General features: G+C 69.1%; 13 protein-coding genes. 10 read left to right on the forward strand and 3 right to left on the reverse strand.

All coding sequences use genetic code 11. The annotated features are described in order from the left end of the window. Positions 1 to 8: 8 nt before the first annotated feature. Both mftM and mftR read right to left on the reverse strand, forming a co-directional pair. Positions 9 to 812 carry a mycofactocin oligosaccharide methyltransferase MftM gene (gene mftM, locus NVV99_RS19700; protein WP_006553548.1) on the reverse strand — a complete coding sequence of 268 codons (804 nt, stop codon included), beginning with the start codon at positions 810 to 812 and terminating at the stop codon, positions 9 to 11. After that, positions 809 to 1474: a mycofactocin system transcriptional regulator gene (gene mftR, locus NVV99_RS19705; RefSeq protein WP_019291266.1), complete on the reverse strand. Its 666-nt coding sequence runs from the start codon at positions 1472 to 1474 to the stop codon at positions 809 to 811. Before mftR ends, mftM begins: the two co-directional genes overlap by 4 nt. Before the next feature lie 120 nt (positions 1475 to 1594). Between mftR and mftA the strand changes: the two genes are divergently transcribed. The 7 genes from mftA to NVV99_RS19740 are packed head-to-tail and all read left to right on the forward strand — an operon-like array spanning position 1595 to position 9283. Further along, the gene (gene mftA / locus NVV99_RS19710) at positions 1595 to 1690 is read left to right on the forward strand and encodes a mycofactocin precursor MftA (protein ID WP_006553546.1); all 96 of its coding nucleotides are present in this window, start codon (positions 1595 to 1597) and stop codon (positions 1688 to 1690) included. Positions 1691 to 1730: 40 nt separating this feature from the next. After that, positions 1731 to 2024 (forward strand): mycofactocin biosynthesis chaperone MftB, encoded by a 294-nt coding sequence (gene mftB / locus NVV99_RS19715; protein ID WP_024101648.1) that lies wholly within the window; start codon positions 1731 to 1733, stop codon positions 2022 to 2024. Between the two features lie 19 nt (positions 2025 to 2043). Continuing rightward, positions 2044 to 3285, forward strand: coding sequence for a mycofactocin radical SAM maturase (gene mftC, locus NVV99_RS19720; RefSeq protein ID WP_019291268.1), 1242 nt, complete (start codon positions 2044 to 2046; stop codon positions 3283 to 3285). Between the two features lie 23 nt (positions 3286 to 3308). Further along, on the forward strand, positions 3309 to 4517 hold the full coding sequence (gene mftD / locus NVV99_RS19725; RefSeq protein ID WP_006553543.1) for a pre-mycofactocin synthase MftD: 1209 nt from the start codon (positions 3309 to 3311) through the stop codon (positions 4515 to 4517). 13 nt (positions 4518 to 4530) lie between these two features. Continuing rightward, a complete protein-coding gene (locus NVV99_RS19730; protein WP_041803425.1) occupies positions 4531 to 6432 on the forward strand; it encodes a mycofactocin system FadH/OYE family oxidoreductase 1 in 1902 nt (633 codons plus the stop codon). Positions 6433 to 6482: 50 nt separating this feature from the next. Then, positions 6483 to 7295 (forward strand): mycofactocin-coupled SDR family oxidoreductase, encoded by an 813-nt coding sequence (locus NVV99_RS19735; protein WP_024101647.1) that lies wholly within the window; start codon positions 6483 to 6485, stop codon positions 7293 to 7295. 2 nt (positions 7296 to 7297) lie between these two features. Then, on the forward strand, positions 7298 to 9283 hold the full coding sequence (locus NVV99_RS19740) for a mycofactocin system FadH/OYE family oxidoreductase 2 (protein WP_024101646.1): 1986 nt from the start codon (positions 7298 to 7300) through the stop codon (positions 9281 to 9283). Here the strand turns inward: NVV99_RS19740 and NVV99_RS19745 are convergent. Continuing rightward, positions 9258 to 10241, reverse strand: a complete 984-nt coding sequence (locus NVV99_RS19745; RefSeq protein ID WP_080678483.1) for a GNAT family N-acetyltransferase — start codon at positions 10239 to 10241, stop codon at positions 9258 to 9260. The two genes, NVV99_RS19740 and NVV99_RS19745, sit on opposite strands and share 26 nt — an antisense overlap. Positions 10242 to 10338: 97 nt before the next feature. Between NVV99_RS19745 and mftE the strand changes: the two genes are divergently transcribed. The 3 genes from mftE to mftG are packed head-to-tail and all read left to right on the forward strand — an operon-like array spanning position 10339 to position 13914. Continuing rightward, positions 10339 to 11022, forward strand: a complete 684-nt coding sequence (gene mftE / locus NVV99_RS19750) for a mycofactocin biosynthesis peptidyl-dipeptidase MftE (RefSeq protein ID WP_024101644.1) — start codon at positions 10339 to 10341, stop codon at positions 11020 to 11022. Beyond that, complete coding sequence (gene mftF / locus NVV99_RS19755; protein ID WP_024101643.1) at positions 11019 to 12452, forward strand: mycofactocin biosynthesis glycosyltransferase MftF; 1434 nt, start codon at positions 11019 to 11021, stop codon at positions 12450 to 12452. Before mftE ends, mftF begins: the two co-directional genes overlap by 4 nt. A gap of 1 nt (position 12453) precedes the next feature. Then, positions 12454 to 13914: a mycofactocin system GMC family oxidoreductase MftG gene (gene mftG, locus NVV99_RS19760; protein WP_024101642.1), complete on the forward strand. Its 1461-nt coding sequence runs from the start codon at positions 12454 to 12456 to the stop codon at positions 13912 to 13914. The last annotated feature ends 26 nt before the right edge of the window (positions 13915 to 13940 follow it).

Genomic DNA, 13940 nt, shown 5'->3' on the forward strand with positions numbered 1-13940 from the left:
CGGGTGGATCACCCGATGACGAGCCACCCACCGTGGTGTTCGAACACCTCGAAGGGACGCCCCGTACTGCGGCCCAGTTCCTCGAGTGCGGGCAGGTCGAAGGTGCGCACGTGTCCGTGGCAGGCCGTCGCCTCGTCCTCGAACGGCACCGCGACCACCACCCGCTGCCGGGCGATCCGCAGCGCCTCGGCGAGGATCGTGGCACCGAGGGCGTCGTCGACGTGCTCGAGCAGGTGGATCGCGGTGACTGTGTCGGCGCTGCCGTCGGGCACCGGGACGTTCGCCGCGTCGCACACGAGCGTGTCGACGTGCAGCCCGAGCCGCGGTGCGACCGCATCGAGCAGGCGCATCGTGCCGGGCAGGATGTCGGTGGCGGTGACGGTGGTGCCGGCGGCGGCGAGCCGCAGCGGCAGGAAGCCGAAACACGACCCCAGGTCGAGCACGCTCCCACGCACGAGTTCAGCGGCCCGATTATGGATGGGCGCGAAATCGGCTGTACCGTCGAGCAGTTCGCCGAGCGAGTTGCGGTAGTAGGTGACCCACGAGTCGAGGGCGCCGGGCACCGTGGAGCGGACGAGTCCCACCATCGTCAGCTCGAACTCGTCCTGACCGAACTCGATGTCCTGGATCGAGGCGGTGACCTCGGCGACGAGTCGCTCGCTGATCTGCTCGGCCGTGAGGGAATGCGTGACGTGGAGTCGGTCGTCCTCGCGCCGGACGTTCAGCGGCCCGGCGGGTACGCGTTCGACCGTCACGTGATCGTGTGTCCACCGGCCCGGGCTGCAGGGAGCGAGCGAATCGAGCAGGGTCATTGTTTCGCAACCTTTTTCGGAGGTGTGGAAGGGGGCGGTGTGGAAGGGGAGTGCGGGTCACTGTAGTCGAGACCGGCCGTCAGTGTCCCCATCCCGGTGGCCAGTAAGTCGTGCAGATCCGATCCGGGTTCGTCGAGCCACGCCTCGTAGGCGGAGATCGCGACACCGAGCAGCAGATAGCCGACGGTGCGGGGGATGTGGTCGTCGGGATCGGCCCCGATGCGACGGGCGACGAACTCGGCGACGACACGTCTCCAGCCCTGGTACATCACCGACGAATAGCCCTGCAGCGCGGGCGTGTGCAGGATGAGACCCATCCGCGCGCGGTGTCGTTCGGCCTCACTGTCGGGGAAGGTGTTGAAGTCGTGCAGGGCGGTGGTCAGCGCTTCCGAGAGCGGAACGTCTTCGGGGATCGTTTCGAGGCTCGCGCGCATGCCGGCGAGGTGTTCGTCGAAGTTTCCCCAGGCCACCTCGTTCTTCGACGGGAAGTAGCGGAAGAAGGTGCGTCGCGCGATGTCGGCCGCCTCGGCGATGTCGTCGATGCTCGTCTCGTCGAAGCCCGCCTCCATGAACAGCTCGATGCCGATTGCGGCGAGTTCCTCCTTCGTGGTGGACGGGCGGCGACCTATCCGAGCGGACGGTTTCCCGCGACTACGCGTCATTCTTCCTCCCGAAGGCGTGACATTCTGCACTCGATGCCATTACAGTGGTGAACCGTCTCACAGCGCAAGTCCCACTGTGACGACCGGCTCCGATCCAGGAGAAGAAACCGAGGAGGAAACATGTCCGATCGTGACAACGCCGTGATCGAATCCGATCTGATCGAAGAGTCCCTCGTCGAAGAGGTCTCCATCGACGGCATGTGCGGCGTGTACTGACATGACCGCGCCCGGAGCCACCGACGTGTCCCCCCTGGCAATGGACACCGAGACAGCAACGGACACCGAGATGTTCGATCCGGGTGCCGGCTGGCGGCTCCACCCGCAGGTAGCGCTTCGCCCCGAGCCGTTCGGGGCGTTGCTCTACCACTTCGGCACCCGCAAGTTGTCGTTCCTGAAGAACACCGTCATCGTCGACGTCGTCCGATCCCTCGGCGACCACGGGTCGGTGCGAGACGCGTTGCGAGCGCACGGGATCGACGAGAACGCCGAGCGGCCCTACGTGCGTGCCCTGTGCACCCTGGCCGATTCGCACATGATCGTTCCTGTCTGACGTCTGTAAGGACCAGCCCATGACCTCGCTGCTCGAACCGCCCACAACCTCCGCCCCACCGAAGGTCGGTCGCCTCGTCGACCAGTTCGAGAAGGGCCTCGACGCCCCGATCTGCCTGACCTGGGAGCTCACCTACGCCTGCAACCTCTCATGTGTGCACTGCCTGTCCTCGTCGGGCAAGCGCGACCCGCGTGAACTGTCGACCGAACAGTGCAAGGCGATCATCGACGAACTGCAGCGCATGCAGGTCTTCTACGTCAACATCGGCGGCGGCGAACCCACCGTGCGATCCGATTTCTGGGAACTCGTCGACTACGCCACCGAACACCAGGTGGGCGTGAAGTTCTCGACCAACGGTGTGCGCATCGACAAGAAGGTCGCCGCCCGGCTGGCCGCCTCCGACTATGTCGACGTGCAGATCTCCCTCGACGGCGCCACCGCCGAGGTCAACGACGCCGTGCGCGGGCCGGGTTCGTTCGCGATGGCCGTGCGTGCCCTGGAGAACCTGTCCGAGGCGGGCTTCCGCGACGCGAAGATCTCCGTCGTCGTCACCCGCCAGAATGTCGACCAGCTCGACGAATTCAAGGCTCTCGCCGACCGTTACGGCGCGACCCTGCGCATCACGCGACTGCGCCCGTCCGGCCGCGCCGTGGACGTGTGGGACGACCTGCATCCCACCCACGAGCAGCAGCGGCAGCTCTACGACTGGCTCGTCGCCCACGGCGAGGGCGTGCTCACCGGCGACTCGTTCTTCCACCTGTCCGCCTTCGGCGGCGAGGGCGGCGGCTCGCTGCCCGGACTGAACCTGTGCGGTGCGGGACGCGTGGTGTGCCTGATCGACCCGGTCGGCGACGTCTACGCGTGCCCGTTCGCGATCCACGAGAACTTCCACGCCGGAAACATCCTCACCGACGGTGGTTTCGCGTCGGTGTGGAAGAACTCCGAGCTGTTCCGCGAACTGCGCGAACCGCAGTCCGCCGGTGCGTGCGGCTCGTGCAACTTCTTCGACGCGTGCCGCGGCGGCTGTATGGCCGCGAAGTTCTTCACCGGCCTGCCGATGGACGGACCCGATCCCGAGTGCGTGCAGGGCTACGGGCAGTCCGCGCTCGAAGCCGAGCGCACCGTGCCGCAGTCGAGCGTCGACCACTCGCGCACCGGCAAGCGCGCCGAACGGCGCACCCCGGCCGCACCGGTACCGCTGACCCTGCTCACCAAGCCCCCCGCCAAGTTCTGCGACGAGAATCCGCTCGCAGGGCTCTAGACCTTCCGAGGAGACGACCGACGATGGCCAAGCCTTCCTGGTTGAAGAATCCGTGGGCCCAGGACCCATGGTTCGAGACCGTCGCAATCGCACAGCAGCGCGCCCGTAAACGCCTGCCCAAGTCCGTCTACGGCGCACTCGTCGCCGGATCCGAGGCCGGCATCACGGCCGACGACAACACCACCGCCTTCCGCGAACTCGGGTTCGCCCCGCACGTCGCGGGACTGTCGGACAAGCGGGAGATGTCTACGACCATCATGGGACAGGATGTGTCCCTGCCCGTGATGATCTCGCCGACCGGTGTGCAGGCCGTGCACCCGGACGGTGAGGTCGCCGTGGCCCGCGCGGCCGCCGCCCGCGGCACCGCGATGGGTCTGTCGTCGTTCGCGAGCAAGTCCATCGAGGAAGTCGCGGCGGTCAACGACAAGACCTTCTTCCAGATGTACTGGGTCGGCAGCCGCGACACGCTGATCCAACGCATGGAACGTGCCCGCGCTGCGGGCGCGAAGGGCCTGATCATGACCCTGGACTGGTCGTTCTCCAACGGTCGAGACTGGGGCAGCCCCGCCATCCCGGAGCGGATGAACCTCGAGGCGATGGTCAAGTTCGCCCCCGAGGGCATCACCCGGCCCAAGTGGCTCCTCGAATGGGCGAAGACCGGTGCCGTGCCGGATCTGACCACCCCCAACCTCACACCGCCGGACGGCCAGGCCCCGACCTTCTTCGGCGCCTACGGCGAGTGGATGACCACGCCCCTGCCCACCTGGGAGGACGTCGCGTGGCTGCGTGAGCAGTGGGGCGATGCACCGTTCATGCTCAAGGGCGTCATGCGCGTCGACGACGCCAAGCGCGCCGTCGACGCCGGGGTCACCGCCATCTCGGTATCCAACCACGGTGGCAACAACCTCGACGGCACCCCGGCGCCGATCCGGGCCCTGCCGGCGATCGCCGAAGCGGTGGGCAAGGACGTCGAGGTGCTGCTCGACGGCGGTATCCGCCGCGGCAGCGACGTCGTCAAGGCGATCGCGCTCGGCGCCAGGGCCGTGCTCATCGGCCGCGCGTACCTGTGGGGTCTGGCCGCGAACGGTCAGGCAGGCGTGGAGAACGTCCTCGACATCCTTTCCGGCGGAATCGGTTCCGCCCTCATGGGTCTGGGCAAGAACTCGATCCACGAGCTCACGCCCGACGACGTCTTCGTGCCGGACGGCTTCCGCCGCGACCTCGGCATCTGACCGAACCGACGACATGAGCCCCGCGCTCACCGAACCGATCACCCTCGCCGGACGCACCGCTTCGTCGAGGGTGATCTTCGGTCCGCACGTCACCAATCTCGGTGACGGCCGGTCGTTCTCGGACCGTCACGTCGCGTACTACGCGCGACGTGCGCAGGGTGGGTGCGGGATCGTCGTCACGGAGACGGCGTCGGTGCACCCGTCCGACCACCCTTACGAACGCGCGCCGCTGGCCGAGTACTGCGGGGACGGCTACCGGCGGATCGTCGAGGCCTGCCGTCCGCATGGCACACTCGTGCTCGCCGGCCTCGGTCATCGCGGCCTGCAGGGTTCGAGCGCGTGGACCCGGGCACCGCTGTGGGCACCCTCGCGCGTGCCGGATCCGGTGACACGCGAACTGCCTGCCGAGGCGACCGAGCGTGGAATCGCCGAGCTCGTCGAGTCCTTCGCCCGTGCTGCCGTCGTCGCCGCGGAAGCGGGTCTCGACGGAGTGGAACTCGACGCCGGACCGACCTCGCTGCTGAGGCAGTTCCTCTCCGGGCTGACCAACCGTCGCGACGACGCATACGGCACCGAACGCCTGCGGCTGTTGCGTGAGGCGATCGCCGCCGTTCGCGCGCGAATCGGCTCGGATCACATTGTTGCACTGAGACTCTCGTGCGACGAGAACGCGCCGTGGGCGGGCATCACACCCGACATCGCCGCCGGATACGTCCACGCGATCGCATCATCGGTCGACCTGCTCACCGTGGTGCGGGGTGGATTGTTCTCACCCGAGTCGTATCGGCCCGACGCACATGTCCCCGCCGGATTCAACGACGACCTGTGCCGCCGCATCCGGGACGAGATCTCCGGATCGGTCCCGATCGCTCTGCAGGGCAGCATCGTCGACGCCGGCCACGCGCAGCGGGCCCTCTCCGACGGTGCGTGTGACCTGGTCGAGATGACCCGCGCGCAGATCGCCGACCCCGACCTCGTCGTCGCCGTCCGTCGCGGTCGTCGGCCGCGTCCCTGCGTGCGCTGCAACCAGGCGTGCCTCGTCGACGACTTCCACAACCCGATCGTGGGGTGCATCGCGAACCCGCAGGCCGGCGACGAGACACGGAACTCTCCCGGATCAGTGGACTCCGCACGCGACGTACTCGTGGTGGGTGCCGGACCCGCCGGTCTGGAAACAGCGCGCGTGGCAGCGACGCGCGGTCACCGTGTCGTCCTGGTCGAGGCGGACGAACGAGTCGGTGGGACGATCGCCGCCGTCTCGCGCGGTGGCCGGCCCGACTTCGCTGCGCTCGTCGACTGGCTCGAACAGCAGTGCCTGGAGTCCGGCGTCGACATCCGTACCGGCACGGAAGTGAGCGCTGCCGACATCGAGAGTGCGCTCGCCGCGGGTACGGAGGTCGTGCAGGCCACCGGCGGGCTTCCACGTCCACCCTCCTTTCCGGTGACCGAGCCCGAGCGGTACGCGACCGCCGCGGAGGTGCTGTCGGGGATTCGGCCGCCTGCGTCCCGGATGGTCGTGTGGGATCCGACGGGTGGTCCGGTGGCGAGTGCCGTCGTCGACCGTCTCGTGGAGCGCGGCGCGGAGGTCCACTATGCGACGGGTGACCCGGTCGCCGGATCACGACTTGCGCCGACGGGGGACCTCGTCGCCTTCGACGTCTGCATGCAGCGGGCGGGCGTGGCGAGACATCTCGGGTGCCGGGTCGGTTCGGTCGATGCCGACGGCGTCGTGCTCGTCGACCGGGTGTCCGGGGAATCCAGGCCGGTGGCGGACGCTGTCCTGGTCGACTGCGCACCCCCGTTACCGGCAGAAGTGTCCGAGTGGCCGGGATCGCGGTCGATCGGCGACCAGGTGGCCCCGAGGACCGTGCGCGAGGCCGTCCGAGAGGGATACCGGGTGGCCACGGCGCTGTAACGTGGGGCACACTGAAACGCGTTCTAATTTGGGTCTACGGAAGGGCCGACATGGGAGATTTCGACGGCAAGGTCGTCTTCATCACCGGGATCGCGCGCGGGCAGGGCCGCAACCACGCCATCCGGTTCGCGCGCGAGGGCGCGTCCGTCATCGGCGTCGACATCGCGGCCCCGGTATCGGAGTACGTGACCTACGAGCAGGCCACCGAGGACGACTTCCACGAGACGGTCCGCCTCGTGGAGGAGGCCGGCGGGAAGATCCTCGCCCGTGTCGCGGACGTGCGCGACAGTGCCGCACTGAAGGCCGTCGTCGACGAGGGCGTCGCCCAGTTCGGGCGACTCGACGTGGTGGTCGCCAATGCCGGCATCTGCAGCTGGAACCGCTTCTGGGAAATGCCCGACGACCAGTTCGAAGAGCTGATCGACATAAACCTCACCGGTGTCTTCAAGACCCTCAAGGCCGCTGCCCCCGCGATGATCGAGGCCGGTAACGGCGGATCGATCATCGTCGTCAGCTCGGTGGCGGGCCTCAAGGCGATGCCAGGCCAGATCAACTACGCGGCAGCGAAATTCGGCCTCGTCGGTATCACGCAGGCAGCGGCGAAGGAACTCGGCCCGTACCGTATCCGGGTCAACTCCATCCACCCCTACGGCGTGAACACCCCGATGGGCACCGACGTCAGCGTCCTGAAGCTGTTCGAGAAGAACCCGTCGTGGGGACCGAACTTCGTCCCCATCCTCACCGAGAAGCCTGCGGCCGACCCCGACGACATCTCGGAGACCGTGTTGTTCCTCGCGAGCGATCGGGCCTCCACGATCACCGGCAGCCAGATGGCCATCGACCAGGGCAACTCGAAGGTCTGACGGTGACGCGCACGGCGACCGGCACCGTTCCGCACGCGTCGTTGCGGATCGGTCCGGTCAGCCTGCGCAACCGCATCGTCTTCCCGGCGCACCTGACCAACTTCTCGGTCGACGGCACCGTCACCGACCGTCACATCGCGTACTACGACGCCAGAGCACGCGGCGGCGCGTCGATGATCGTCACCGAGGAGCACACCGTGCACCCCTCGGACCGGCCCTACGAGAAACTGATCCGGGGCTGGGACCCGGACATCGTCCCCGGTTACCGCCGCCTCACCGACGCCGTCCACCGACACGGCACGCGGATCCTCGCGCAGCTCAACCACAACGGCGCGCAGGGCACCTCGATGTACACGGGGCAACCGCTGTGGGCGCCGAGCCCCGAGCCCGACCCGCTCTTCCGCGAGGTCCCACGCGTGATGACGGAATCCGACATCGCCGAACTCGTCGCGGGCTACGCCGACGTCGCCCGCCGCTGTGCCGAGGGCGGCTTCGACGGTGTCGAGATCCAGTGCTCCCAGGCATCCGTCCTGCGCGCTTTTCTCGCATCCGCGACGAACCGTCGCACGGACCGCTACGGCGGGGATCTCGCCGGGCGGGCCCGTCTGCTGCTCGAGGTCGTGTCCGCGGTACGGGCGGCCGTCGGGCGCGACCGTGTCGTGGGCGTGCGACTGACGGGTCACGACGGCACCGACGGCGGTGTCGGTATCGACGACGCCGTGCAGGTCGCGCGGATGCTCGAGGCGAGCGGCGACGTCGACTACCTCAACACGTCCGTGGGCGTCGCGACCGAGACGTTGCATCTGGTCGAAGCGCCGATGTCCACCCCGCACGGTTATTCCCTGTTCGTCCCCGACGCGATCCGGGCGGCGGTGTCGCTGCCGGTCGTCGGGGTCGGGCGCTTCACCCGACCCGAACAGATCGGTGCCGCGCTCGCCGACGGAGTATGCGATCTGGTCGGCGCCGTGCGCGCGCAGATCGCCGACCCGGAGTTCGCGAACAAGACCCTCTCCGGACGCGACGACGAGATTCGGCCGTGCATCGGCTGCAATCAGGAATGCATCGGACGGGTCGGGCTCAACCGTCCCATCGCGTGCGCGGTCAATCCCCAGGCCGGGTACGAATCCGACGCTCCTGCCGCGCCCGCCGTACCGCACCGGGTCGTCATCGTCGGCGGCGGACCCGCGGGCTTGCAGGCGGCGGTAACGGCTGCCGGAGAAGGACATTCGGTCACCTTGCTCGAACGGAACCGGTGCACCGGCGGCCAGATCCGTGAGGCGGCTGCAGCCCCGCACCGTGCCGAACTGCTCGGTGCGGTGACCCACCTCGACGCCGAGTGCCGCCGCAGGGGAGTGGAGGTGCGTACCGGTGTGACCGCCGATGCCGCGACGCTGCACGCGCTCGCGCCCGACGTCGTGGTCGTCGCGACGGGTGCGCGCCCACACCGGCCCGCCTGGGCGGGTTCGTCGGCGCGGGTGAGCGACGTGCGCGACGTGCTCACCGGTCGCGCCGCACCCTCCGGCCGCGTCCTCGTCGTCGACGATCTCGGTTTCCACCAGGCGACCTCGGTCGCCGAACTACTGGCCGACCGGGGGAGTGCGGTGACGGTGTGCACGCCGGGAATGCTCGTGGGCCAGGACCTCGGCCTGACGCTCGAGCTCGACGGCTGGTTGCGCCGCGCCCACGACAAGCGGATCGGGCGACTCACCGGCGTCGCCGTCGGCGGTGTCGTGGACCTGCCGGACGGCGCCGAGGTCACCCTGATCCACCACGCGACCGGCGAACCGGCGACGCTCGCGGTGGACGCGGTCGTCGTCGCCACCCATCAGGATCCCGTCGACGAGCTGTGGCAGGAGCTTTCGGCATCCGGCACGAGAGTGATCCGTGTGGGCGACGCGGTGACGCCACGCCGTCTGCACGCCGCGATCACCGAGGGGGATCGGGCCGCCAGGGACCTGGCTCTTACGTCTTCAGCCCGCGGCGCATGACGATGCGCGGCCAACGGTCGAGGCCGTGCTTCCGTTCCTCCACGCGGATCCGGGTGAAACCAGGGGAGAGGGCATCGTCCGCGACCGTGCGGAAGCCGAGACGCGCGTAGTACGGGCCGTTCCACGGCACGTCGCGGTAGGTGGTCAGCGTCAGCGATCCGAACCCGGCGTCCCGAGCCCACCCCGCGACATGGTCGATCAGCTTGCGGCCGATCCCGCGACGCGCGTGATCGGGATGCACCGACACCTGCTCGATGTGAACGCCGTCGTCGACGATGTCGGCCACGAGATACGCGACCGCTCGTCCGTGCTCGTCGAACCACGCCCAGCAGCGACCCGCGTCCCGGTGGGCGCGCAACTCCTCGACGGACGGAGGATCGTCGTCGGCGACGAACTCCATCCCGATCTCGGCGAAGGGCTTACCCGCAGCGCGTTCGATCTCCTGCAGCACCGGCAAGTCGTCGTCGGTCGCCAGACGGATCGGGGGCAGTTCCTTGCAGTAGTACATCGCCGTCGGTGATTCCGCGTAGAGCCCGAAGCGCTCCGTCATCGGTAGGTACCCGGCCTTCGCGTACAACGCGATCGCCTCGGGTTGCTCGCTGCCCGTCTCGAGAATCATGCGACGGCGACCGGCATCGGTCGCCGTCCGCTCCAGCGCACCCAGCACCCGTTCCGCCACACCGCGGCGCCGCATGCTCGCCCGCACGTACATCCGCTTGATCTCGGCATCACCGTCGCGCACCCCTCGATGAGCATGCTCCGGTGCACGCCAGCCGCCGATCCCGGCCGGAACCCCGTCGGCCACCGCCAGGAGGAACACCCCGCGCGGAGGGTCGAATTCGTGCAGCGCCAGTTCGGTGTCGTCGGGTCCGCCGTACCTCCGCACGTATTCGAGCTGGACCTCGCCGATGAGGTCCTGTACGTCCGGATCGTCCAGCGGACGAGGTTCGATCAGCACCGGGAAAGCGTACCGACCGGATCTCGGCGTCCGGGCGGACCCACCGAGACCTCCGGGTTTCGTGCACGCCCGCGAAACCCTTAGCATCGGAGCGGTGATGCGGGAGCTCGCCGACGCCTGTTGGACGGACATCGAACCCGACCGGGTGACGGTGGCCGTCCCGATCGGTGCGTTCGAACAACACGGCCCACACCTTCCCCTCGACACCGACACCCGGATCGCGACTGCTGTCGCCGCCGAGCTGCCCGAGGTGGTCCTCGCGCCACCCCTGCCCTACGGAGCCAGCGGGGAACACGAAGGTTTCGCCGGCACCGTCTCGATCGGAGCCGAGGTGACGAAGGCGCTGATCGTCGAATACGGCAGGTCGGTGTGCCGATGGGCGAAGCGGGTCGTCTTCGTCAACGGGCACGGCGGCAACGCCTATCCGCTGATCGAGGCGGTGAGCCTCCTGCGATACGAAGGCCGCGACGCTGCCTGGCTTCCGTGCGCGGTGCCCGGATCCGATGCCCACGCCGGTGTCACCGAGACGAGTCTGCTGCTGCACCTGGCGCCCGGGGCGGTCGACATGACGCGGGCCGCGGTCGGCGCAACGGAACCGATCGGAGCACTGATGCCACGACTGCGCGAAGCCGGTATCGTCTCGGTGTCCGCGAACGGAGTGCTGGGAGACCCCACCGAGGCCACCGCAGAACTCGGCGCGCGCCTGTTCGCGAGTCTGGTCGAGCGGGCGAGTGCACAGGTCGTCCGGTGGCAGCCGGGAACGGAAGGAAGGCTTCGGTGAGTCGGGCGATCACTCCACAGGCGACGTCCCCGGAGGCGGCGCAGCCCTCGGCGACCCGGCTCCCCGACGGTTTCGGTGTGCGCATCGACGCGCGGGTGCGCAGCTTCGCCGGAGGACGCGTCCTCGTCGGAGGATCGCCCACGCGCATGCTCACACTTGCCCCCGCCGCCGTAGCGATGATCGACGAGGACTTCGTCGAGGTGGTGGACGCGCAGAGCGCCGCGGTCGCGCGACGCCTGCTCGACTCGGGCATCGGAAACCCCCGGCCGACGAAGCTGCCGCCGAGTTCCGCCGTCACCGTCGTCGTCCCGGTCAAGGACAATCCGTCCGGCCTCGCCCGTCTGCTCGCCGCTGTCGAAGGGCACGAGGTCGTGGTCGTCGACGACGGTTCCGAGAAACCGGTCGAGGCGCCGGAACGTGGTCGCGTCCGGGTGATCCGGCACGAGACCGCACGCGGGCCGGCGGCGGCCCGCAACACCGGATTGCAGCAGGTGGCAACGGAATTCGTCGCCTTCCTCGATTCCGATGTGGTGCCGCAGCTGGGCTGGCTCGAACGATCACTGGGGCACTTCACCGATCCTGCGGTCGCACTCGTCGCGCCGCGCATCGTGGCCCTCGAACCCGACAGCAGCGCGCTCGCGAAGTATGAGCACGCACGCTCGTCGCTCGACCTCGGCAGCCGGGAATCCGCTGTGGTCGCGGGTGGTCCCGTCTCGTACGTGCCGAGCGCGGCGCTGCTCGTCCGTCGCGACGCGCTCGTCGCCTGCGGTGGTTTCGACGAGACGATGCACGTGGCCGAGGACGTCGATCTGTGCCGGCGACTGCAGACCTCGGGGTGGCGGTTGCGGTACGAGCCCATCTCGCGGGTCGCGCACGACCATCGCACCCGCTTCCGGACGTGGTTGACGCGCAAGGCATTCTACGGAACCGGTGCGGCTCCGCTCGCCGAGCGGCATCCGGGTTCCGTCCCACCGATGGTGATGTCGATCTGGACGCTCCTCGCGTGCGTCGCGATCGCGACCTTCACCCGCGTCGGGGTGATCGCAGCGGTGCTGACCCAGGTGGTCACCTTCGTGCGGTTGCGGCGGATGTTCTCCGGACTCGACCGGCCCGACCGCATCGCCGCGCTGCTCACCGCCCAGGGATTCGCCGGTGGTCTGTGGCAGGTGGCGTCGGCGGTGTGCCGGCACTACTGGCCGGTCACGGTCGTCGCAGCGGTGTTCTCCCGCAAGGTTCGGCGGGCGGTTCTGGCTTGTGCTGTGGCCGAAGGCATCTGGGACTGGAAGACGCACCGCGAGAGCGGCGGGCTCGATCCCGTCCGGTACCTGCTCTACAAGCGCCTCGACGACCTCGCCTACGGCGCGGGGCTGTGGAAGGGTGCGCTCGACGCCCGTACGGCGGCCGCGCTCGTACCCGACATCCGGAAGTGACATGATCCCGGCGCACGCCGATGTGGTGATCGTCGGCGGGGGAAGTTGTGGCTGCGTTCTCGCCGCCGGGCTCAGCGACGATCCGGACCGCACCGTGCTGCTGCTCGAGGAGGGCACGGCGTTCGGGTCGGCGTCCGCTGTTCCGCGCGAGATCCGTGACGCTGCCGTCCTTCCGGTTGGTCCGGAGAGCCCGTGGACGGCGGACTTTCCCGGACGGTTGACCTCGGACGTCCAGGCGACCGTGACGCGGGGCCGGGTGCTCGGCGGCTCCGGCGCGGTCAACGGCGCGTACTTCGTGCGTGCGCGGCCGGACGACTTCGCGTCGTGGCCCGCCTCGTGGTCGTACGAGGAGGTGCTGCCGTCCTTCCGGGCCGTCGAGACCGACACGGATGTCCCCGGCGACCTGCACGGAAGTTCCGGCCCGATACCGGTCGCCAGGGTGCCGCGCGAACGGATGCATCCGCTCTCGCGTGCCTTCGTCGACGCCTCCGAAAGTGCGGGATTCGCACCGGTCGCCGACCTCAACGCTCCCGGACCCGACGGGGTGGGTGCGGTTCCGTCGAACATGCGCGACGGCACGAGAGTGGGTCCGTTCCTCGCGTACCTGGCACCCGTCCTGGACCGGCCGAATCTGACGGTCGCCGGCGGGGTGAGCGCGACTCGAGTCGTGATGGCGGGCGGTCGCGCGGTGGGTGTCGAGATCGCCGGACCCGACGGACCACGAACGATCTCGGCCGGACACGTGATCGTCGCCGCAGGCGCAGTGAGGTCCCCGCAGCTGCTGATGCTCTCCGGGATCGGACCGGCCGACGAACTGCGCCGGCTCGGCGTCGATCCGCTGCACGACCTTCCCGGGGTGGGCCGCGATTTCTCCGACCATCCGGAGTTCGCCGTCCCGTACCGATTCCGCCCGGGCCTCCCGTCGCACACGCTGCTGCTCGAGACGGTCCTGCACACCGAGAACCTCGAACTGCGCCCGTACACCGCGGCATTCGGTGCGGCGATCCCCGGCAGCGGTGTCGCCGATCCGGTGCTCGGCGTCGTCCTGACGCGCCCACGCAATCGCGGACGCATCGTGCTCGACGAACGTGACCCGCGACGTCCACCTCTGCTCGACTATCGATACCTGACCGACCCGGCCGACCGGCAAGCTCTGGAGGAGGGTGTCCGGCTCGCCGCCGACCTCCTCGCCGCGACCACCGGCGTCGTCGAGGCCGGCAGCGTGGACGCGCGCGGCGGCAGGCTCGGAACGTCCCTGCACCTGTCGGGCACGTGCCGGATGGGCGACGACGAGAACGCCGTGGTCGACGAGTGGTGCCGCGTGCGCGGGATCGAGGGGTTGAGCGTCGTCGACACCTCGGTGTTTCCGCAGGTCCCCAGCCGTGGGCCGCACGCCACTGCGGTGATGCTCGCCCACCGCGTCGCCGCGACCGCGAGGGATGCCCTGTCGCACACGGTGTGATCCCGACTACAGTGTCGGGGGAGGAG

It is taken from the genome of Rhodococcus sp. PAE-6 (genome assembly GCF_025290685.1).
Taxonomy (GTDB): Bacteria; Actinomycetota; Actinomycetes; order Mycobacteriales; family Mycobacteriaceae; genus Rhodococcus; species Rhodococcus pyridinivorans.

What these genes read in the sequence shown, in the direction of transcription:
- mftA (WP_006553546.1), top strand. Translation starts at nt 1,595, where the DNA reads ATGTCCGATCGTGACAACGCCGTGATCGAATCCGATCTGATCGAAGAG.
- mftM (WP_006553548.1), bottom strand. Translation starts at nt 812, where the DNA reads ATGACCCTGCTCGATTCGCTCGCTCCCTGCAGCCCGGGCCGGTGGACA.
- mftE (WP_024101644.1), top strand. Translation starts at nt 10,339, where the DNA reads ATGCGGGAGCTCGCCGACGCCTGTTGGACGGACATCGAACCCGACCGG.
- mftB (WP_024101648.1), top strand. Translation starts at nt 1,731, where the DNA reads ATGGACACCGAGACAGCAACGGACACCGAGATGTTCGATCCGGGTGCC.
- mftG (WP_024101642.1), top strand. Translation starts at nt 12,454, where the DNA reads ATGATCCCGGCGCACGCCGATGTGGTGATCGTCGGCGGGGGAAGTTGT.
- NVV99_RS19735 (WP_024101647.1), top strand. Translation starts at nt 6,483, where the DNA reads ATGGGAGATTTCGACGGCAAGGTCGTCTTCATCACCGGGATCGCGCGC.
- mftD (WP_006553543.1), top strand. Translation starts at nt 3,309, where the DNA reads ATGGCCAAGCCTTCCTGGTTGAAGAATCCGTGGGCCCAGGACCCATGG.
- mftR (WP_019291266.1), bottom strand. Translation starts at nt 1,474, where the DNA reads ATGACGCGTAGTCGCGGGAAACCGTCCGCTCGGATAGGTCGCCGCCCG.
- mftC (WP_019291268.1), top strand. Translation starts at nt 2,044, where the DNA reads ATGACCTCGCTGCTCGAACCGCCCACAACCTCCGCCCCACCGAAGGTC.
- NVV99_RS19730 (WP_041803425.1), top strand. Translation starts at nt 4,531, where the DNA reads ATGAGCCCCGCGCTCACCGAACCGATCACCCTCGCCGGACGCACCGCT.